At 65.8% G+C, this 20711-nt stretch carries 21 protein-coding genes; 9 read left to right on the top strand and 12 right to left on the bottom strand.

Translation table 11 applies throughout. The annotated features are described in order from the left end of the window. Positions 1 to 13: 13 nt before the first annotated feature. On the top strand, positions 14 to 265 hold the full coding sequence (locus V473_RS15850; protein ID WP_066607527.1) for a hypothetical protein: 252 nt from the start codon (positions 14 to 16) through the stop codon (positions 263 to 265). A 30-nt stretch (positions 266 to 295) separates the two neighbouring features. Beyond that, positions 296 to 529: a hypothetical protein gene (locus V473_RS15845; protein WP_066606992.1), complete on the top strand. Its 234-nt coding sequence runs from the start codon at positions 296 to 298 to the stop codon at positions 527 to 529. Positions 530 to 642: 113 nt separating this feature from the next. On the opposite strand, the gene pheT is transcribed toward V473_RS15845, so the two are convergent. The 5 genes from pheT to rpmI form a co-directional block, all read right to left on the bottom strand. Beyond that, entirely contained in the window at positions 643 to 3060 is a 2418-nt protein-coding gene (gene pheT, locus V473_RS15840) for a phenylalanine--tRNA ligase subunit beta (protein ID WP_066606990.1), read from the bottom strand. Next, a complete protein-coding gene (gene pheS / locus V473_RS15835; RefSeq protein ID WP_066606988.1) occupies positions 3057 to 4163 on the bottom strand; it encodes a phenylalanine--tRNA ligase subunit alpha in 1107 nt (368 codons plus the stop codon). Before pheS ends, pheT begins: the two co-directional genes overlap by 4 nt. Positions 4164 to 4249: 86 nt before the next feature. Further along, positions 4250 to 4867, bottom strand: a complete 618-nt coding sequence (locus V473_RS15830; protein WP_066607525.1) for a LysE family translocator — start codon at positions 4865 to 4867, stop codon at positions 4250 to 4252. Positions 4868 to 5051: 184 nt separating this feature from the next. Next, the gene (gene rplT, locus V473_RS15825; protein ID WP_066606985.1) at positions 5052 to 5414 is read right to left on the bottom strand and encodes a 50S ribosomal protein L20; all 363 of its coding nucleotides are present in this window, start codon (positions 5412 to 5414) and stop codon (positions 5052 to 5054) included. A 13-nt stretch (positions 5415 to 5427) separates the two neighbouring features. After that, positions 5428 to 5631: a 50S ribosomal protein L35 gene (gene rpmI / locus V473_RS15820; RefSeq protein WP_056690492.1), complete on the bottom strand. Its 204-nt coding sequence runs from the start codon at positions 5629 to 5631 to the stop codon at positions 5428 to 5430. A gap of 174 nt (positions 5632 to 5805) precedes the next feature. Between rpmI and V473_RS15815 the strand changes: the two genes are divergently transcribed. Both V473_RS15815 and V473_RS15810 read left to right on the top strand, forming a co-directional pair. Then, entirely contained in the window at positions 5806 to 7968 is a 2163-nt protein-coding gene (locus V473_RS15815) for an AsmA family protein (protein ID WP_082679156.1), read from the top strand. 55 nt (positions 7969 to 8023) lie between these two features. Beyond that, a complete protein-coding gene (locus V473_RS15810; protein WP_066606982.1) occupies positions 8024 to 8437 on the top strand; it encodes a VOC family protein in 414 nt (137 codons plus the stop codon). A 199-nt stretch (positions 8438 to 8636) separates the two neighbouring features. Here V473_RS15810 and V473_RS15805 read toward each other — a convergent pair whose 3' ends face one another. Beyond that, the gene (locus V473_RS15805) at positions 8637 to 9431 is read right to left on the bottom strand and encodes an inositol monophosphatase family protein (protein WP_066606979.1); all 795 of its coding nucleotides are present in this window, start codon (positions 9429 to 9431) and stop codon (positions 8637 to 8639) included. A 65-nt stretch (positions 9432 to 9496) separates the two neighbouring features. Here V473_RS15805 and V473_RS15800 point away from each other — a divergent pair, with 65 nt between their 5' ends. Together V473_RS15800 and V473_RS15795 are read left to right on the top strand one after the other, a co-directional pair. Beyond that, the gene (locus V473_RS15800; protein ID WP_066606976.1) at positions 9497 to 9928 is read left to right on the top strand and encodes a VOC family protein; all 432 of its coding nucleotides are present in this window, start codon (positions 9497 to 9499) and stop codon (positions 9926 to 9928) included. 48 nt (positions 9929 to 9976) lie between these two features. Next, positions 9977 to 10213 (top strand): hypothetical protein, encoded by a 237-nt coding sequence (locus tag V473_RS15795; RefSeq protein ID WP_066606974.1) that lies wholly within the window; start codon positions 9977 to 9979, stop codon positions 10211 to 10213. A gap of 81 nt (positions 10214 to 10294) precedes the next feature. Here V473_RS15795 and V473_RS15790 read toward each other — a convergent pair whose 3' ends face one another. Further along, complete coding sequence (locus tag V473_RS15790; RefSeq protein ID WP_066606973.1) at positions 10295 to 11230, bottom strand: ribose-phosphate pyrophosphokinase; 936 nt, start codon at positions 11228 to 11230, stop codon at positions 10295 to 10297. 130 nt (positions 11231 to 11360) lie between these two features. On the opposite strand from V473_RS15790, the gene V473_RS15785 reads away from it, so the two are divergent. After that, positions 11361 to 13022, top strand: a complete 1662-nt coding sequence (locus V473_RS15785; protein WP_066606969.1) for an NAD+ synthase — start codon at positions 11361 to 11363, stop codon at positions 13020 to 13022. Positions 13023 to 13122: 100 nt separating this feature from the next. Further along, on the top strand, positions 13123 to 14451 hold the full coding sequence (gene gltX, locus V473_RS15780) for a glutamate--tRNA ligase (protein WP_066606967.1): 1329 nt from the start codon (positions 13123 to 13125) through the stop codon (positions 14449 to 14451). Positions 14452 to 14863: 412 nt separating this feature from the next. Here gltX and V473_RS15775 read toward each other — a convergent pair whose 3' ends face one another. Together V473_RS15775 and V473_RS15770 are read right to left on the bottom strand one after the other, a co-directional pair. After that, positions 14864 to 15229, bottom strand: coding sequence for a hypothetical protein (locus tag V473_RS15775; protein WP_066606965.1), 366 nt, complete (start codon positions 15227 to 15229; stop codon positions 14864 to 14866). Continuing rightward, entirely contained in the window at positions 15226 to 15891 is a 666-nt protein-coding gene (locus V473_RS15770) for an EI24 domain-containing protein (RefSeq protein ID WP_066606962.1), read from the bottom strand. The genes V473_RS15775 and V473_RS15770 overlap by 4 nt, the downstream gene beginning before the upstream one ends. 150 nt (positions 15892 to 16041) lie before the next feature. Between V473_RS15770 and V473_RS15765 the strand changes: the two genes are divergently transcribed. Beyond that, positions 16042 to 17064 carry an adenosine kinase gene (locus V473_RS15765; protein ID WP_066606960.1) on the top strand — a complete coding sequence of 341 codons (1023 nt, stop codon included), beginning with the start codon at positions 16042 to 16044 and terminating at the stop codon, positions 17062 to 17064. A 48-nt stretch (positions 17065 to 17112) separates the two neighbouring features. On the opposite strand, the gene V473_RS15760 is transcribed toward V473_RS15765, so the two are convergent. Genes V473_RS15760 through tsaD form a run of 3 tightly spaced genes read right to left on the bottom strand, consistent with a single transcriptional unit; the run spans position 17113 to position 20699 of the window. After that, complete coding sequence (locus V473_RS15760; RefSeq protein WP_242495920.1) at positions 17113 to 18651, bottom strand: lipopolysaccharide biosynthesis protein; 1539 nt, start codon at positions 18649 to 18651, stop codon at positions 17113 to 17115. A 45-nt stretch (positions 18652 to 18696) separates the two neighbouring features. Further along, positions 18697 to 19668 (bottom strand): NAD(P)H-dependent glycerol-3-phosphate dehydrogenase, encoded by a 972-nt coding sequence (locus tag V473_RS15755; RefSeq protein ID WP_066606958.1) that lies wholly within the window; start codon positions 19666 to 19668, stop codon positions 18697 to 18699. Then, positions 19665 to 20699: a tRNA (adenosine(37)-N6)-threonylcarbamoyltransferase complex transferase subunit TsaD gene (gene tsaD, locus V473_RS15750; RefSeq protein ID WP_066607515.1), complete on the bottom strand. Its 1035-nt coding sequence runs from the start codon at positions 20697 to 20699 to the stop codon at positions 19665 to 19667. The genes V473_RS15755 and tsaD overlap by 4 nt, the downstream gene beginning before the upstream one ends. Positions 20700 to 20711 lie beyond the last annotated feature (12 nt).

The raw sequence follows: 20711 nt of genomic DNA, 5'->3' as shown, positions 1-20711 counted from the left end.
GGGAGTGATCGACATGAATCCGTTTGAAATGGTCGTTGCCATCATCGCCATCACCGCCATCGCCAGCGTCCTGCGCGCCAAATATGGCGTCGCGCGCCGCGACAAGGGCGAAGACTTCATCCAGCGCGGCCCCGATCCCGAAGCCGAACGGCTGCGCGCGGAAGTAAAGGCGCTCAAGGATCGCGTCGCCGTGCTGGAACGGCTGGCGACGGACGGCTCCAGCGCGCTGGAGCGGGAATTCGAAAAACTCCGGGATCGCGACTGAACATAGTCCGTGCCGGTCAGGGAGGCTTATATGCAAGACCCCTATCTCTACATCACTCTGGCGGCGACCAGCCTGGTCGGCCTTGCCATCATCGCGGCTGCGGGGTTGCGCGGCTGGAACGGCTGGCTGGAGTTGAAGCGCGCCGAACTGGGCCGCCGCTTCGAGGAAGCCGCGCCGCCAAGCGCTTCGGCCCGGATCGAGGTCGCCGACCTCAAGGAACGCATCCGCAAGCTGGAAGCGATCGCTGCGGGCGTGGATCTGTAAACATCGCTTCAATGAGATGACGTGCTCTCGCGAAGGCGGGAGCCCAGTCCTACCCTCTGAACTGGACGCCCGCCTTCGCGGGAGCACGCTGCGCCTTCATCCGTTCGAAGGCCTTACCCCCGCAGCGACCCGCCCAGCTTCTGCGCGGCCTTGACCACCGCAGCGCTGATCGCCTCCAGTTCTTCCTGGCTGAAACTCTTCTCGCCCGGCTGCAAAGTGACCTCGATCGCCAGCGACTTGAAGCCATCCTCCACGCCCGGCCCGACGAAGACGTCGAACAGGCGGACGTCGACGATGCTCTTCTTGTCCGCGCCCTTTACGCCGCGCACCAGCGCATCGGCCTCGACCATGTCCGGCACGAGGAAGGCGAAGTCGCGCTTCACCGCCTGCAACGCGGGCGGCGCATAAGGCGCGCGCATGAAGCCGCTCTTGCGCTTGCCCGGAATCGCATCGAGGAAGATTTCGCCCGCGACCACGGTTCCCGTCAGCCCGAACTGCTTCGCCAGCGACGGGTGCAGCACGCCATATTCGGCCAGCACCGCCTTCGGCCCCAGCCGCAGCGTGCCGGACTGACCCGGATGATAGGCGGCCGACGCCTCTCCGAAATTCTGGAGATTGCCGACCGGCGCGCCGGCGGCCGCCAGCAGCGCGACCACTTCCGCCTTGGCGTCAAAGGCGTCGAAGCCCTGCGCCTTGCCGGCCTGCCAGCCCCGCGCGACCTTCTCGCCCGCCAGCACGAAGCCCACGGTCGCCCGCTCGCCCTGCTTGAAATAGCGGCGGCCCAGTTCGAACAGGCGCACGCTCGTCGCGCTGCGATCGACATTGCGCTTCGTCGCCGACAACAGGCCGGGCAGCAACGATGGCCGCATGACCTTCAATTCTTCGGAAATGGGATTGGCCAGCGTCCAGTCGCCCCCGCCCACGGCGGCGGCTTCTTTTTCGGCAATGAACGACCAGTTGATCGCTTCGGCCAGCCCGCGCGCAGCCGCCGTGCGGCGCACCCGGCGCTCGACCATCTGCTCAGGCGTGGCGGTCGGGCGGGCGACGCCCGGCCCGCGCGGCAAGGGCGTGGATGGCACCTGGTCCAGGCCGACGATGCGCACCACTTCCTCGACGATATCGGGCCAGCCATCGACGTCGCGGCGCCATGTCGGCACCGTGATCGTCCAGCACCCCGGCACCGTCACCGGCGTGCCGTCTTCATATTCGACGCGGCTCGCCTCGCCGCTGACGCCAAAGCCCAGGCTTTCCAGGATACGCTTCTGTTCGTCGGCGGGCACATGCACGCCGGCCAGCGCCAGGCACTGGTCGGGCGCATAGGCCACCGTCCGGGGCGTCGCGGGCGGCGTCCCGGCGCGGGTCGCCTCGCTGGGCGTCCCGCCGCACAGGCTGACCACCAGGCTGGTCGCGATCGACAGGCCATCGTCCAGAAACGCCGGATCGACACCGCGCTCGAACCGTCCACGGGCATCGCTGGTCAGGGTCAGCTTCTGCCCGGTCACCGCGATCCGTTCCGGCGTGAAATAGGCGCATTCGATCAGCACGTCGGTCGTACCATCCTGCGCGCCCGAATGTTCGCCGCCCATGATGCCGCCAATGTCGTGCACGGCCTCGTCGTCGGCGATGACAGTCATCGTCTCGTCGATGGTGTAGCTCTTGCCGTTCAGCGCCAGCACCTGCTCGCCGGGCTTCCCCTTGCGTGCCACCAGGCCGCCCTTCAGGCTCGCCATGTCATAGACATGCAGCGGCCGGCCAAGATCGAACATGATATAGTTGGTGATATCGACCAGCGCGCTGATCGGCTTCTGGCCGATGGCCTTCAGCCGCTTGGCCATCCAGTCGGGCGACGCGCCGTTGGTCACGCCACGCACGGTGCGCGCGAAGAAGGCGGGGCAGCCGTCCACATCGTCCGTCCGCACATCCGGCCCCGGACCCACGCCCGCAATCTCTGGCACGATGATGGCGTTAAGCGTGCCCAGCCCCGCCGCCGCCAGGTCGCGCGCGATGCCGCGCACGCCCATGCAGTCCTGCCGGTTGGGGGTCACGCTGACATCGATCACCGGATCGTTCAGCCCCGCCCAGTCGGCATAGACCTGACCCACCGGCGCGGCTGCATCCAGCTCGATGATACCGTCATGATCGTCGCCCAGCTCCAGCTCGCGCGTGGAACACATCATGCCGTTGGATTCGACGCCCCGGATCGCGGTCTTTTTCAGCACCATGCCGTTGGATGGCACGACCGCGCCCTCCACCCCGAACACGCCCACCAACCCCGCACGGGCATTGGGCGCACCGCACACCACCTGCAACGGATTGCCGTCGCCATGATCGACGCTCAGCACCTGCAACTTGTCGGCCTGCGGGTGACGCTCGGCGGTCAGCACCTGGGCGATCTTGAACCCGGCCAGCTTCTCGGCCGGATTCTCGACACCCTCGACCTCCAGCCCGATGGCGTTCAGCGTCTTGAGGATGGTGGCAAGGTCCGCATCGGTCTTCAGATGCGTCTTGAGCCAGCTCAGGGTGAACTTCATGCGCCCACTCCTCCGCTCAGCGTGGGCACGTCCAGCGCCGAAAAACCATAATGTTTCAGCCAGCGCAGATCGCCATCGAAGAAGGCCCGCAAGTCGTTCATCCCATATTTGAGCATGGCGAGCCGGTCGACCCCGGTGCCAAAGGCAAAACCCTGCCATTCGTCGGGGTCCAGCCCGCACGCCGCGATCACCTTGCGGTTGACCATGCCGCTGCCCAGCACTTCCAGCCAGCCGCCGCCTGCCGCGTCGCCGTCGCCGCCAATGACCCGCTGGCCATTGGTCAGCGTGTAGCCGACATCGACCTCGACCGACGGTTCGGTGAAGGGGAAATAGCTGGGGCGCAGGCGCAGGACGATATCCTCGCGCTCGAAAAACGCCTTCAGGAACGTCTCCAGCGTCCATTTCAGGTGACCCAGCGTGATCCCCTTGTCGATCACCAGCCCTTCGATCTGGTGGAACATCGGCGTATGGGTCGCATCTGAATCGCTGCGATAGACGCGGCCCGGCGCGATGATGCGGATCGGCGGGGGCGTGCCATTCATCATCGTGCGAATCTGCACCGGCGACGTATGGGTGCGCAGCAGCATCCGCTTCTGGCCTTCCTCGTCCGGGAAGTAGAAAGTGTCGTGCATCGCGCGCGCCGGATGGGTTTCGGGAATATTGAGCGCGGTGAAATTATGCCAGTCGTCTTCTATTTCCGGCCCGGTGGCGACCGAGAAGCCGAGATCGGCGAAGATTTCAGCCAGTTCGTCCATCACCTGGCTCACGGGATGGACCGATCCAAACGCACCCCCAAAAGGACCGGCATCGGCCGGCAGGGTCATGTCGACCTTCTCCGACGCCAGCCTGGCGTCGAGCGCGGCCTGCTCCAGCGCGGCCTTCCTGTCCGCCAGCGCCGTCGTCACGCTCTCGCGCAAATCCTGGATCGGCGGCCCTTTGTCCATCCGCTCTTCCGGCGACATCGGGCCAAGCGTTTTGAGCAGGCCGGTCACCACCCCGCTCTTGCCCAGCGCGCCGACCCGCAGCGCCTCCAGCGCGTCGAGCGTGTCGGCGGCGGCGATGTCGGCGATCAGGCCGGCTTTCAATGCGCTAATTTCGGTCATTTTTCTTCCAGAGCCTGTGGTGGCGGAAACATGCCCGCGGCCTTAGCGACGCCGGGCGCTCAAGGAAAGGGGCGGGCCTGGAAAGCTTAAGCCCGCGCCCCCAGCAACGCCCCGCCAAAGCCGATGAACATCAATCCGGTGCCGCGGTTGAACAGCGTCTGCCGGTTCGCCGGCGCCAACCAGCGCGCCAGGCGCAGGCCACCCAGCGCGTAGACGGCGTACCAGAAGCTTTCGATAACCACGAAACTGGCGATCAGGATCGCAAGCTGCAGCCAGAAGGGCCGGTCCAGCTCGATAAACTGGGGAAAGAGCGCCGCGGCGAAGATGATGAGCTTGGGATTGGCCAGCCCCGTCAGCAGCCCGGTGCCATAGAGGGCGCGCACGGAACGGGCGTTGGTGGCGCTCGCCTCGCTGCCGCCCACCGGCGCGCGCCACGCCTTGATGCCGAGCCACACCAGATAGGCGACGCCGGCATAGCGCAATATGTCGAACAGCCGCGGTGACGCCTTGAGCAGGGCCCCCAGGCCCAGCGCGGACGCGATCAGGCACAGCAGCACTGCGCTCATCAGGCCCGCCATCGTGGCGGTCGCCTTGCGCGGGCCATGGGCGATGCTCTGCGTCATCACATGCAACATATTGGGGCCGGGCGTGGCCGATATCAGGAAAACCGCCGTAACGTACAACCACCACAGATGCAGCGACATGGAATGCGCCTTTTGGCTGAGCTTCCCCTCTCCGTTCGTTTCGAGCGAAGTCGAGAAGCGTTTGCGCGGGGCGTTCCTCGACTTCGCTCGAAACGAACGGGTCTTGGTCACATCCGCCAAAACAAAAAAGGGCGCCGGAAGCATCTGCCCCGGCGCCCCTTTGACGATCTTGCGATCGACTGGTTCAGGCTGCGGGCAGCGCAGCCTTCGCCTGGGCGATGATGGCGCTAAACGCCTCGCCTTCGTGCATCGCAATGTCGGCCAGGACCTTGCGGTCCAGTTCGACGCCAGCCAGCTTCAGGCCATGCATGAACTGCGAATAGGTCAGGCCTTCAGCGCGGACACCCGCGTTGATGCGCTGGATCCACAGACCACGGAAGCTGCGCTTCTTGACCTTGCGATCGCGATAAGCGTACTGGCCGGCCTTTTCGACGGCCTGGCGAGCGACACGGATCGTGTTCTTGCGACGGCCATAATAGCCCTTCGCCTGAACCAGCAACCGCTTATGCTTCGCCTTGGTGGTTACACCACGTTTTACGCGTGCCATGTGCCTCTACTCCTTACTTCAGGCCGTAGGGCGCCCAGAGGCGCACATGGGCAACATCCGAATCCGACAGGACGGACGTACCGCGGTTCTGGCGAATATATTTGGCATTGTGGCTGATCAGGCGGTGACGCTTGCCAGCGACGCCGTGCTTGACCTTGCCGGTCGCGGTGAACTTGAAGCGCTTCTTCACACCGCTCTTGGTCTTCATCTTGGGCATTTTCGTCTCCTTATCTGGCGCGACGATTACAGACAGCCCCGGCAGCCCTAGTTAGCCGGGCGGTCTCACTGAATATCGCGAACGGCGCGCATAGGGCCACATGCGCGCAAAGGCAAGCGATTCGCGTAACCGACCGCCTGGAGCCATTTGCCCCGCCGGGGCGTTGAGGCCGCCATGGTCGATAGCGATGTGCATATCACGGAACATGCGGCCGCCGCGCCGCGCGCGGGCTATCGCGCGCACGCGACCGCGCTGCGCGAACGGTGGCGCCGGCTGCCATGGCCGGTCCGCTTCCTCCTGGCCATCATCGGCTTCCTTTTCGCGATCTGGCTGATCCTGTTCATCACCAAGGGCCGCTTCCTCAAAGGCTCCTTTGAACAGATAGTGGGTAAACGCCTGCAACGCGAAGTCCGGGTCGAGGGCGATTTCCAGCTCTATTTCGCCCCGATCAGCATCAAATTCCTGGCGGAAAAAGCGCGTATCGGCAACCTGCCCTGGGCCAGCCAGCCCGCCTTGTTCCGCGCCGACCTGATCGACGCGCGCATCGCGCCGCTCAGCTTGCTGTTTGCCGACAAGGTCCGCCTGCCCTGGCTGGAATTGCGCAACGGCGCGGTCGATCTGGAATGGTCGCGCGATCACCGGCATAATACATGGACGCTGGGTGATCCAAATGTGGAGGGCAAACCCATGGTCTTCCCGCTGATAACCCAGGCGAAGCTGGCGGGAACCACCCTGCGCTACCGCGATCCGCGGATGCAATTGAACGCCGACATCGGATTCGAGACGGTCCGGGCGCGCGACACCCGCTTCGCCAGCGACGTGCGCCTGTCGGGCACCGGCCGCATGAGGGACAAGCCCTTCACGCTCAAGGGCAGCCTCCTTTCCCCCAACGCCACGGTGTCGCGCGGCAAGAACAGCCTGCAAATGCGCGCGCAGGCCGGCGCGACGATCGTGGATGTCGCCGGCACGCTGCGTGGCGCAACCGAATTGGAAGGCAGCGACCTGCGCCTTGTCACGCGCGGTCCCAATCTCAGCCTGTTGTTCGATTTTCTGGGCGCGGCCATCCCTGATACGCGGCCCTATCGTTTCACCTCGGCGCTCACCAAGGTCGGCGAAGAATGGCGCTTCACCCAATTGAAGGGCCGTTTTGGCGCCAGCGACCTGGCAGGCAGTTTCACCGCGTCGCTGCCCAATAATCGGCTGCTGCTTAAGGCGGACCTGGCGACCCAGACGCTCGACATCGTCGATGCCGCGCCCTTTTTCGGCTATGATCCCGACAAGATCGAGAAGCAGGGCGCTGCCGGCGCGATCGAAACCGTGCAGGGCACGCCGCGCCTGCTGCCCGACGCGCCGTTGCGGGTGGAGGCGATCCGCAATTTCGACGCGAATGTCAGCTATAGCGTCAAGCGCGTCCGGGCGCAGCATGTCCCCATCTCCGCCATCGCCCTGACCCTGAAACTCGACCGCAGTCTGCTGACCCTGTCGCCGCTCAGCTTCGACATGTCCGGCGGCCATGTCGCATCCGACATAGAGATCAACGCCCGCGGCGCGCCGGTGAAGACCAGCTACGACATCCGCATGGCCCCCACCCCGATGGGCACGTTGCTCGCCCGCTGGGGTGTCGAACAATCGGGCACGACCGGCACGATTAAGGGCCGCGTGCAGATGACCGGACTGGGCGACACGCTCCATGATTCGCTCGCGACCGCCAATGGCCGCATCGCCGTCATCCTGCCCGCCGGGTCGATGTGGGCGCGCAATGTCCAACTGTCCGAACTCGATGTCGGCACCTTCGTCACCAAGATGTTCTCCGGCAAATTGAAACAGCCGGTGGAGATCAACTGCGGCCTGATCGCCTTCACCGTCCGCAACGGCGTGGCGGCCGCCGACCCGATCCTGATCGACACGAAGAAGAATGTGATGATCGGCCGCGGCGGCTTCTCGTTCAGGAATGAGAGCCTCGACCTCGCCTTCCGCGCCGATGGCAAGAAGATCAGCCTCTTTTCCGGCCAGTCGCCGATCGGCATCAACGGCTATTTCGCGCGGCCTGGCATCAATGTCGTCAGCCCCGAACTGCTGACCCGTGGCGGCGCGGCGCTGGCGCTGGGCGTGGTCGGCACGCCGATCGCGTCGCTGCTGGCCTTCGTCGATTCGGGCGATGCGAAGGGCGCGGCCTGCGGTCCCATCCTGGCGGGGGCAAGCGCCCAGGCGCAGCGCACCAAGCGCGGTGCGCCCCGCGACGATGTCGGCCGCGGCACCACGGCCAAGGATGAGAAGGGCAGAGGCAGCAAAGGCGAGCAAAAGCGCCAGGACAAGAAATTCCTAGGCATCTTCTGATCGCACCCCACAGCGTCTATCCTGTGCCCGTAACGACTCGAAGGAGGAGAGGGCCATGAGCGACACGCCATTCGTCATGCCGGGGGTCACCCCGCATCTCACCATCGCCGATGGCCGTGCGGGCGAAGCGATCGCCTTCTACGCCAAAGCCTTCGGCGCCACTGAACAGAGCCGGCATCTGGCCGACGACGGCCAACGGCTCATGCATGCCCATCTCAGCATCAACGACGGTGCCTTAATGCTGAACGACCATTTTCATGAGATGGCCAATGGCGAACCGATGCCGCCGCCCGCCGCCGTCACCCTCCATCTGGAGGTCGATGATGCCGACCTATGGTGGCGCCGCGCGGTCAATGCCGGGGCCAGCATCCGCTTTCCCCTCGATAATCAATATTGGGGCGCGCGCTACGGCCAGTTGGTCGATCCGTTCGGCCATATCTGGTCGATTGGCGGCCCGGTGAAGGATTGACGCTGCGCGATCAGTGATCCGGGTGATGATGGTTGTCCGGCGCGCTGCCTAGTGGATTGATTTTGACATTTGCATCCCTTGGCGGTTGGGCGGGGTCTGCAAATGTCAAAATCGCAAAATCCACTAGAATCAAAAGATTGCTAGTGGTCCGTAAAGATTCTGACATTTGAGCACGCCCCATCGGATAGGGTAGCAAATGTCAGAATCGGACCACTAGCGCCTCCAGCACATCCTCCAGCCGCGCCGGATCGCCCAGCGCCAGCACATGGCCTTCGCTGTCCGCCGTCAACGGCTCGCCGTGCCAGTCGCACATCAGCCCGCCCGCGCCCTCGACCACTGGCACCAGAGCGGCGAAGTCATAGCTTTGCAGGCCCGATTCGATGACGATATCCAGGAATCCCGACGCCAACAGGCCATAATTATAGCAGTCACCGCCATAGACCGGTCCTTGCCGCGGCGACCCGCCCGACACGGCGGCGACCAGCGCCATATAATGGGGCACGTCGCCCTCGCCGAACAGATGCGGGCTGGTGGTGGCGATGCCTGCGCCCTCCAGCGCCTTGCACGCGCGGGTGCGCACCGGCTTGCCGTTGAATGTCGTGGGCTGCCCGCTCATCCCGGCCCAGCGCTCGCGCGCGATCGGCTGGTCGATGATGCCGATGGTCGGCCATCCATCCTGCGTCAGCGCGATCAGCGTGCCGAATATCGGCCGCCCCGCAATGAAGCTGCGCGTCCCGTCGATCGGATCGAGGATCCATACCCGCTCGGCATCTTCGCGGACCGATCCATATTCCTCGCCGATGATGCCGTCACCCGGCCGTTCCTTTTCCAGGATCGCGCGGATCGCGGCCTCGGCGGCGCGGTCGGCCTCCGTCACCGGCGATTTGTCCGCTTTAAACTCCATGTCGTAACGGGCGCGGAAAAAGGGGCGGATCGCAGCCGCAGCGGCGTCGGCAAGGCGGTTGGCAAGGGCCAGGTCGTCGCGGGTTGTCATGCCCTTCGCCTAGCGGTTGCGTCGCCGTTGCGCTAGACTGAACGGCGCAAGAGAAGGAGAGGAAAATGCCCGGTTCGCCCGTCATTCCATGCCTGCGCTATGCCAACGCCCCCGCCGCCATCGATTTCCTGTGCGCCGCCTTCGGTTTTGCGCGCCACGCCGTCTATCCCGACGATGCCGACCCGACCATTATCCACCACGCCCAGCTGGTGCTCGGCGGCGGCATGGTGATGTTAGGCAGCGTCAGGGATATGGAGGGCGAATCGCTCTATACCTGGTCCACGGCGCGCGACCTGGGCGGCATCACCGCCTGCGTCTATATCGTCGTGCCCGATCCTGACGGCCATTGCCTCCACGCCCGCAACGAAGGCGCGGTGGTGGTGCAGGAACCGCAGGCCAATGACGGCTATCCCGGCCGCGGCTACACCGCGCTCGACCCGGAGGGCAATGTCTGGAGCTTCGGCAGCTACGATCCCTGGGCGCCCATCTCCGATTAAGCCTTCGGCAACCCGACCGTTCTATCCTTCATCGTCAAAGGGGGGCGCATGGCGCTGATCGGCTGGTTCCTGAGTTTCGTCGGCCTGTTTGGGGGCCTCGCCTTGCGGCAGGATATGCCGGTCGGCGGCTCGGTGGCGTTGTCCAATCTGGCGATCGGCTTTGCGCTGCTCGCCTGCCCGATGCTCTGGCGCGAAAAGCCGCTGGGCATTTCGCGCGGCCAGCGCATCGTCATCGCGCTGGTCATGATCCTGACGGTGCCGCTGGTGATGCTCCCGGCGGCCTGACCATCCTCATTCGAACAGGCTGGACACCGACGGAGTTTCGGTCGAACGATCCCCCGGATCGTTCTCCAGCCCATTCTCCTTTCAGTCGAACAGGCTGGAAACCGAACTCTCGTCCGCGATCCGCTTGATCGCCTCGCCCAGCAGCGGGGCGATGGGCAAGTGGCGTATGCGCTGGGACGTGTTCACCGCCTCGGTGCCCTGGATCGAATCGGTGATGACCAGTTCCAGCAGTTCCGACGCATCGACGCGTGCGACTGCGCCGCCCGACAGCACGCCATGGCTGACATAGGCGATCACGCCCTCTGCGCCCTGCGCTTTCAAAGCCGCGGCGGCGTTGCACAGCGTGCCAGCCGAATCGACGATATCGTCGATCAGGATGCAGAAACGGCCTGACACATCGCCGATGATGTTCATCACTTCGGATTCGCCGGCGCGCTCGCGGCGCTTGTCGACGATGGCGAGCGGGGCGTTGTCGAGCCGCTTGGCCAGCGCGCGGGCGCGCACCACGCCGCCCACGTCGGGGGACACGACCATGATATTCTTGTCGCCGAAGCGCGCCTGGATGTCGGCCGACATCACCGGCGCGCCGAACAGATTGTCGGTCGGAATGTCGAAAAAGCCCTGAATCTGCCCGGCGTGCAGGTCGACCGACAAGACGCGGTCGGCGCCGGCGGTGGTGATGAGGTTGGCGACCAGCTTGGCGCTGATCGGCGTGCGCGGGCCGGGCTTGCGGTCCTGCCGGGCATAGCCGAAATAGGGGACGACGGCGGTGATTCGCTTGGCCGAAGCGCGTTTCAGCGCATCGATCATGATCAGCAATTCCATCAGATTGTCGTTGGTCGGATAGGCCGTCGATTGGATCACGAACACGTCTTCGCCGCGGACATTCTCATGAATTTCCACGAAAACTTCTTCGTCGGCGAAACGACGGACGCTGACGTCGGTCAGGGGGATTTCGATATAGTCGGCGATAGCGGCCGCGAGCGGCTTATTGGAATTGCCGGTCATGAGTTTCATGGCGAAAAACCCCAGGCTGATTGGCGTGACGAATGGATGACGATGCGCGAAACGCGGTCCCTTTAGCCGGGCATGTCCAATGTGGAAAGGCGCTTTTGCGCCAGCCCCAAAAATGGACTAGGGCGCGGACATGACCGACAAACTCGTGATCGCGCTCGCGCAGATGACCCAGTCCGTGGGCGACCTTGCGGCCAATGCCGACGCCATGCTGGAATGGCGCGCGCGGGCGACGGGCGCCGACCTTATCGTCTATCCCGAACTGCAACTGATCGGCTATCCGCCCGAAGATCTGGTCTTGAAGCCCGCCTTGGTCACCCAGGCCAATTATCAGCTCGACCGGCTGGCGCAGGAAACCGCCGATGGCGGCCCGGCGATGCTGGTCGGCACCGTCGTTGCGGCGCAGGGCGTCCTCTTCAACGTCGTCGCCCTGCTGGAAAACGGCGCTGTCACCGCGATCCGGCAAAAGCGCGAACTGCCCAATTACGGCACCTTCGATGAAAAGCGCCTGTTCGCCCCCGGACCGCTGCCCGCGCCGATCGATTTCAAGGGCGTCAAGATCGGCGTGCCGATCTGCGAGGATATCTGGTTCCCCTTCGTCACCGCGCATCTGCGCAGCGAAGGCGCGGAAATCCTCATCAGCCCCAATGGCAGTCCCTATGAGGTGGACAAGGACGATCGCCGCCTGAACGCCGTCGCCGGCACCCGCGTCCGCGAAACCGGCCTGCCGCTCGTCTATCTCAACCGCGTCGGCGGACAGGACGAACTGGTGTTCGACGGCGCGTCCTTCGTCATGAACGGAGACCTTGGCATCGCCCAGCAACTGCCCGATTGGGAAGAGGCGCTGGTGCTGACGCAATGGGAGAAATGGGACGGCCAGTGGGTCTGCCTGCCCGGCGAGCAGCATGACCTCGATCCGCGCCCGGCCGACATCTACAACGCCATGGTCCTTGGCCTGCGCGACTATGTGAACCGCAACCGCTTCCCCGGCGTGGTGCTGGGGCTTTCGGGGGGCATCGATTCCGCCTTGTCCGCCGCCGTCGCGGTCGATGCGCTCGGTCCCGACCGGGTCTGGTGCGTGATGATGCCCTCGCGCTTCACCAGCCAGGACAGTCTGGACGATGCGGTGGAATGCGCCCGCCTGCTGGGCGTCCGCTACGACACCATTCCCATCGAACCCGCCGTCGCCGCCTTCGACACGATGCTGGCGCCCGTCTTCGAGGGTCGCCAGCGCGACCTGACCGAAGAGAATATCCAGTCGCGCATTCGCGGCGTGACCTTGATGGCCCTGTCCAACAAATATGGCCATATGCTGCTGACCACCGGCAACAAGAGCGAGATGTCGGTCGGCTATGCCACCATCTATGGCGACATGGCGGGCGGCTATTCGGTGCTGAAGGACGCCTATAAGACGACCGTTTTCGACCTGTGCCGCTGGCGCAACGAAAATGTCCCGTCGCTCGGTCTTGGCATCGGGCCGGAAGGTCCGGTGATGCCCGAACGGGTCATCACCAAGCCGCCCAGCGCCGAACTGCGCGACAATCAGCGCGATGACGACAGCCTGCCGCCCTATGAGATTCTTGATCCGATCCTCTACGGACTCGTCGAGGAGGAATTGTCGGTCGATCAACTGGTCGAGCGCGGTTTCGAGAAGGACACCGTCGCCCGGATCGAGCGCCTCCTCTACATCGCCGAATATAAGCGCCGCCAATCGCCCCCCGGCGTCAAACTGGGCATCCGCAATTTCGGCCGCGACCGCCGCTACCCGATCACCAACGGCTTTCGCACGATATAGGCAACACACAGGCCGTTCGGGCCGAGCGAAGGCGAAGCCCTGCACTGAGCGAAGCGAAGTGACTATGCTACGCGCGAACCGAACGGGTTTAGGACCAATCATGACCGTCATCACCCGCTTCGCCCCGTCGCCGACCGGCCACCTCCACGTCGGCAATATCCGCGCCGCGCTCCACAACTGGCTGTGGGCGCGCAAGAGCGGCGGGCAATTCCTGCTGCGCCTCGACGATACCGATCTCGAACGCTCGCGCCCCGAATATGCGGACGGCATCAAGGCGGACCTCCATTGGCTCGGCCTCCATTGGGACGGCGAGGAAAAACAGTCGGACCGTTTCGCCCTCTACGAATCCCGGTTCGAAGCGCTGAAAGCATCGGGCCATGTCTATCCCGCCTATGAAACCGCCCAGGAACTCGACCTGCGCCGCAAGATCCTGCTCGGCCGCGGCCTGCCGCCGGTCTATGACCGCGCCGCCCTGTCGCTGACCCCCGATCAGATCGCCGCTTATGAAGCCGAAGGCCGCCCCCCCCATTGGCGCTTCAAGCTGGACCATGAGCAGCCGATCGTCTGGACCGACCTCATCCGCGGCGACCAGCGCTTCGACCCGAAATTGCTGTCGGATCCGGTGATCCGCCGCGCCGACGGCTCCTGGCTCTACATGCTCCCCTCGGTGATCGACGACGTCGCCATGGGCGTCACCCATGTCCTGCGCGGCGAGGATCATGTCTCCAACACCGCGACCCAGATTCAGATGTTCACTGCCTTGGGCGCGCCACTCCCCGCCTTCGCCCATGAAGCGCTGCTGACCGGCAGCGAAGGCAAGCTGTCCAAGCGCCTCGGTTCGCTCGGCGTCGCCCATTTCCGCGAGATCGGCCTCGAAGCCATGAGCGTGGCCTCGCTGCTCGCTCGCCTCGGCAGTTCGCAGCCCATCGAACCCTTCGCGGATATCCAGCCGTTGATCGACAGTTTCGACTTCGCCCATTTCGGCCGCGCCCCCGCGCGCTTCGATGAAGCCGAACTGGCGACCCTCAACCAGAAAATCGTCCATCTCCTTCCCTTTGAGGCTGTCGCCGATCGCCTGCCCCAGGGCATGGACGAAGCCGCCTGGACCGCCATCCGCCCCAATCTGGAAACGGTTGCCGACGCGGCCGACTGGTGGCGCATCGTCACCGGTCCGATAGACGCGCCCGCGCCAGCGGAGGAAGACCATGATTTCCTCGCCGCCGCTCACGGCATCCTGTCGAACGCCGCCTTCGACGCCGACATCTGGCGCACGCTGACGGGGGCGCTGAAGGATGCGACCGGCCGCAAGGGCAAGACCCTCTTCCTCCCCCTCCGCCGCGCGCTGACCGGGCTGGATCACGGTCCCGACATGGGCCAGTTTCTCCCGCTGATCGGCCGGGAAGAGGCCTTGACGCGCCTGCGATCCTGAGGGGGGGGGGCCGGGATGACATTTTTCGTCATCCCGGCTACGTCGATTGGCTCAGGACAGGCTTAGGTAGAGATACCGCTGCGCTTGGGGCGCTTCGGAAAAATGGCGAAATGCCGGGTCAAGCCAGGCATGATGAGAGGGGAGATGCCGCAAGCGCGCTGTCCCGCATCAGCCTCTCGCTTACCTCGCTCTTGCAAACGTCCCGATGAGAGGCTTGGCGCATCCCTCCTCTTCTCTCCGGCGGCGACGTCGCGCGGCGAGCGCTTCGCCGTGACCCTACAGGCGCGTCGGTTTGACCCCGGCGTGACCCGTCCCTTACTCTGCCGCTATATGGCCAGGGCTTTGCCGCCGCTATTGCCCGGAAAAGCTCATCGATGGTGTGAACTTCGCGCCTGTGACCCTGTGTGGCTCGCTATTTCCCCTGCAGCGCGCTTGCGCACGCCGCCGGATCGACATCTGCGCCCACCGGGCTGCGCGCATCGACATGGGTGACCACCGGTTCCTTGCCCCGTGCGGGCGCATAGAGATAGGCGTCGAGTATGCAGCGGCCATTGGCGAACTGCAGTTTGCGCACCGTGGTTTCGCGAATGTCGAGCCGGGGCTGGCCGAACATCTGCGTCAGCGCGCGCGCGTCCGACCCCATTAGCGGCCCCTGCTTCATGAAGGCGCTGGCCGGCGGGCCGGCCGGCGGCGGGGCATAATTGCCCCTGGGCACGACGCCGCCACCGCAGGCGGCCAGCGGCAGGCACAATGCCGTCATAAAAGGTCGGAAATTCATGCGGATGTCTTTCGCCCAAGCAACATATGCACGGCCATAGCCGCGCTCCAGATCGGCGCAAGCAGGTTGACCAGCGGGATCAGGAACGCAAGCGCCGAAACGAGCCCCAAAAGCCACCGGCTGCCGCGCGACAGCGGCTGGAGGGCGGGATGACGCGTTTCCACCATGTCGGCCATGTCGCGACCCAGCAGATAGGCGTTGACCATCAGGAACAGCCCGATCGTCCCCACTCCTGTCACCAGCAACAGGATATAGGCGGGCAGCGCCAGAAGGTTCCAGCCCAGCGTGCGCGCCAGCGAGGCGAACGCGAAGCGCAGGCTGCGCGCCCAGCCCACCGGCCGGGCGGCGAGCGCCGCCTGGGGGTAACTATCCCGCTCCACCGCTTCGATAATGTCGTCGGCGAACAGGCCCATCACCGCCATCGCCACCGCGCGGAACAGCAGCCAGCCCGCGCCCACCATCAGCAGCGCCGTGGCGGTCGCTTCGGCGATGCCGCCGCCGCCCCAGCCGAAATGCAGCCGCAGCGCATGAAACCCGGCCCATAGCGCCCCGGCCGATCCTGCGAAGATCAGCAGCGTCAGCACCAGCGTCTTGAACAGCAGGCGCAGCGCCGCGCCATGGAAGAGGGAAGGAAAGGCGCGCAGGGCGGCGGTCAGGACCATGGTCCTGTCTATCCGCCCGCACGGGCGCAAGGTCAATCGGCGCGGTTGCACGGACTGCGCTTGCACGCGGGCGCAGGTTGCATGGGGGCGAACTGGCCGGTAGAGACAGCGCAATTTCTTCCCCATCCCCTTTTTGCATAAGGATATTGCGTGACCGCATCCTCCACGCCCCAGGAAATCCCGGCCGCCACGCTCGACATTGTCGCCATCGGCAACGCCATCGTCGACGTGCTCGCGCGCAGCGAAGACGCCTTCCTGGCGCAACATGCGCTGACCAAGGGCGGGATGCAGTTGATCGACGCCGCCATGGCGGAGACGCTCTACGCCGACATGCCGCAGGCGAAGGAAATTAGCGGCGGATCGGCCGCCAACACGTTGGCGGGCCTTGCCGCGCTGGGGAAAAAATGCGGCTTCATCGGCCAGGTGAACGACGATCAGTTGGGCGCGGTCTTCGCCCATGACATTCATGCTCTGGGCATCCGCTTCGACACGCCGGTCATGCACGGACAAGTGCCGACCGCGCGCTGCCTGATCCTGGTGACCCCGGACGCTCAGCGGACGATGAACACCTTCTTGGGCGCGTCGCAATTCCTGCCGGAAGCGGCAGTGGATTTCGACCTCATCCGGTCGGCCAAAATCCTGTATCTGGAAGGCTATCTGTGGGATCCGGAGCAGCCGCGCGCGGCGATGCGGGCGGCGATCGACGCGGCGCGCGGCGCAGGGCGCAAGGTCGCCTTTACCCTGTCGGACAATTTCGTGATCGACCGGCATCGCGGCGATTTCATCGACCTGATCGATCAGGGGATGATCGACATCCTCTTCTCCAACGAGGGCGAGATTCAGTCGCTCGCCCAGATCGACGATTTCGACAAAGCGCTGTCCCGCTTCGCCGACAAGGTGCCGGTGCTGGTGTCGACTCGCAGCGAAAAGGGCGCCGTCGCGATGGTCGATGGCGTGCGCCACGAAGCGCCGGCCGCGACGGTCGCGCAGATCGTTGACACCACCGGGGCGGGCGACCTGTTCGCCGCCGGTTTCCTGGCGGCCCATATCGACGGCCGCAGCGTCGAAGATGCGCTGGCGCTGGGCGCGGCCGCGGCGGCCGAAGTGATCTCCCACTGGGGGGCGCGCCCGGAAGCCGATCTGGGCGTGATCCGCGACGCGCTGTTCGCCTGACATGGACAAGGCCCGCTTCTCATTGGAGAGGCGGGCCTGTCTATCGGGTCACTCGGCCTTTTGCTTGCGGAACAGTGCGCGGTCGTCGGACCCGAAGCCCCAGCGCCATATGACGAGGCCATAGGCGCCCAATATCGCCCAAACGCCGACCGCCAGTTCGACCCATTCGAGGCGCGGCGGCAGAGCGACGAAGCCCGCGCCGACGATGCAGGCGACGCCCGCGGCGCTCAGCAGCGGCCAGCGCCAGGCATTGATCGGCGCATCGAGCAGCCGGGCGAGCAGCCGCGCTTTGACGAAAGCGCCGACCGCCAGCGCCAGGCAGAGCGCGAGCGCGGGCGCGGCGGCCACCCACATCACCGGCAGGGCCATCCTGCGGGCCAACAGGATCAGCGCGAAGCTGAAAGCCGCCTGCAAGCCGATCATGACGAGCGAGATCATCAGGTTGCGGTGCCGGGCGATATAGACCAGCGCCGATTCGCTGACGACCGCCGTGGCCGCCACCACTTCGGCGAGCAGCAGGAAGGCGAGCGCGCCGGTGCCGCCGACGAAATGCGGGCCGACAAGCCCCATCACCGCTTCGCCGGGGATGCCGAGCGCGAGCGCGATGCCCGCCTGCGCCGCGATAATCCAGAACCCGACCTGGCTGACCTGACGGGCGATGCCGGCCAGGTTGTTTTCTGCTAGGTTGCGGGTGATGACCGGGCCAAGAATGGGGTCGAAGCTGGTCTTGAGCTTCTGCGGCAAGGACGCGACCTGCTGGGCGACATAATAGATGCCGATCACCGCCGGGCTGACGAACAGGCCCAATATCGCCATGTCGAGCCGGCGCGACCCCCATTCGACGCCGTCGGCCGCTGCAAGCGGCAGGTTGCGGCGGGCGAGCCGCCAGAGCCGCCCGCCATCGGGCCGCCACCCCCGCGGCAGGCCATAATGGCGCGCCATCGGGATCAGCGAAGCGACCAGCGCCGCGATCATCGACAGGGCATAGGAGAGGATCAGGCCGTCGCGGGTCGAATAGAAGGCGAAGGCGAAAGCGCCGATGCTGATTGCCCAGGGTTCGATGATCGAGCGCGCGCGCACGGTGGCGCCAACGTCGAAGCGATAGGCGCAGGCCGCCAGCGCCACGTCCGATCCCGCCACGGCGATCACGACCAGCGCCAGCAACCGGTCGAGGCCGTTAATGCCGCTATTGGGGAACATCGCCTGGGGAAAGGCGACCAGCAGGCCAGCGCCGACCAGCGCGGCGAACAAGGTGACGACCATGGCGTCGGTCACGACATGGGCATGGGGCCGTTCGGTCTGGCTGAGCGCGCCGGCCAGGCCGCGTTTCAACCCCAGCGTGGCCAGTTGCGCCACGAATTCGACCACCAGCACGGCATAGGCGAACCGGCCGAGCGCATCCGCCCCGTACCACCGCCCCGCGATGAACAGGAAGGGCAGCCGCGCGGCGAGCCGCAGCAGAAAGCCGAATATATTGGTGCGCCCGCCCTTGGCCAGGGCGGCGATGTCATCCTGATCCTTGGATGCGGATGCCTGTGTCCCCGATACCGGCGTCGCCAACGAACCCTGAACCCCCTGCGTCATCATGTTTCTATTTCTGTTGTACGGGCAATAGGGCGCGAGCGCGACGGCTTATTCGGGCCGCAGCGGCCGCGCGAGCAGCGCGTCGATCACTGCGCCGAGCGGCGCGACATCGGCGAGCAGCGCGCATACCGCCTCCACCACCGGCATTTCCACGCCCGCCGCGCGCGCGGCATCGCGCAGCACCGGCGCGGTGAAGGCCCCTTCCGCCACGGTGCGGCGGTTGGCGAGCAGGGCGGCGGCGCTGGCTCCTTCGCCCAGCCCCTTGCCCAGCGAGAAGTTGCGCGAATTGGTGGAGGAGCAGGTGAGGACAAGATCGCCCAGCCCCGACAGGCCGCCCAGTGTTTCGGGGCGCGCGCCGCGCGCCAGGCCGAAGCGGGTCATTTCGGCGAAACCGCGGCTGATGAGCGCGGCGCGGGCGTTGAGGCCAAGACCCGCGCCCTCCGCGACGCCGCACGCAATGGCGAGCACATTCTTGACCGCGCCGCCAATCTCCGCGCCGATGACATCGTCGGACAAATAGGGGCGGAAGGACGGGCGGGCGATGCGGGCGGCGAGGCGCTGGCCCAGTGCCCGGTCTTCGCAGGCCAGCGTGATGGCGGTCGGCAAGCCCTTCGCCACTTCATGGGCGAAGGTCGGGCCGGACAGGACCGCGATGGGCGAGGTCGGCTGCGCCTGCTGCGCGACCTCCGACATCAACAGACTGGTGCCCGCCTCGATCCCCTTGGAGCAGAGAACAAGCGGCACGCCGGCCGGGGCCTGGGCGACGACGCTGCGCAGATGCTGGGCGGGGCTGACGACCAGCAACAGGTCGCAGGTCGCGAGGTCGGTCATGGCGCCCGTCGCCCGGATCGACGCTGAAAGCGGAATATTGGCGAGATAGAGCGGGTTCTCCTGCCGCCCATTGATCGCTTCGATTACATCCGGCTCCAGTGCCCAGAGCGCGACCGGCTGGCCGTCGCTGGCCAGCAATTGCGCCAGCGCCGTGCCCCAGGCGCCCGCACCGATGACTCCTGCCTTCATGCTTTCACTCCTGCGCCACGCGCCTTTTCGGCCGCCGGGTCGAGCGGCCAGCGCGGCCGGGCGGGGAAGGTGAGATCGTCGATCAGGCCGACCGCATAGCGCTCCGCCCCGGCCCAGGCGATCATCGCCGCATTGTCGGTGCACAGCCACAGCGGCGGTGCGACGAAGGGCAGGTCGTGGGCTGCGGCGAGCGCTTCGAGCGCGGCGCGGACCGAGCTATTGGCGGCGACCCCGCCCGCCACGACCAGCGCGGTGACGCCCTCGCTTCGCCCCAGCGCGCGACGGGTGCGGTCGATCAGACAATCGATCACCGCCTGCTGAAAGCTCGCAGCGATATCCTTGGTCGAATATTGGCCCGACTGGACTGCGCGCATCACCGCGCTCTTGAGGCCCGCGAAGGAAAAATGCGGTTCGTCGGTGTGGATTAACGGGCGCGGCAGGGGAACGGCCTTGGGATCACCCAGCGCCGCCGCCTTTTCCACCTGAGGGCCGCCAGGATAGCCCAGCCCCAGCAGCTTGGCGGTCTTGTCGAAGGCTTCGCCGGCCGCATCGTCGATGGTGGTGGCGAGGCGGACATAGGCGCCCGGCCCCTTCACATGAAGCAATTGGCAATGGCCGCCCGACACCAGCAGCAGCAGATAGGGGAATTGCAAGGTCGGATCGGCGAGGCGCGGCGAGAGGGCATGGCCCTCCAGATGATTGACCGCGATCAGCGGCTTGCCCGCCGCATGGGCCAGCGCCTTGCCCGTGACGAGGCCGACCATGACCCCGCCGATCAGGCCCGGCCCGGCGGTGGCGGCGATGACGTCCACGTCCGCCAGCGTCAGCTTCGCGTCGGCGAGCGCCGCGGCGATCAGCGGGCTGAGCGCCTCGACATGAGCGCGGGCGGCGATTTCCGGCACCACGCCGCCATAGGGGCGGTGCGCTTCCTCCTGCGTGGCGAGGCGATGCGCGAGAATCCGGCCGTCGGCGCTCACCAGCGCCGCCGCGGTTTCATCGCAGCTCGATTCCAGGCCAAGAATGATGGTCATTGCCGCTTCCAT

This window comes from Sphingobium cupriresistens LL01 (genome assembly GCF_001046645.1).
Classification (GTDB): Bacteria; Pseudomonadota; Alphaproteobacteria; order Sphingomonadales; family Sphingomonadaceae; genus Sphingobium; species Sphingobium cupriresistens.
The sequence above is the reverse complement of the archived record's forward strand: the minus strand, read 5'-3'. Positions and strand labels throughout refer to the sequence as shown.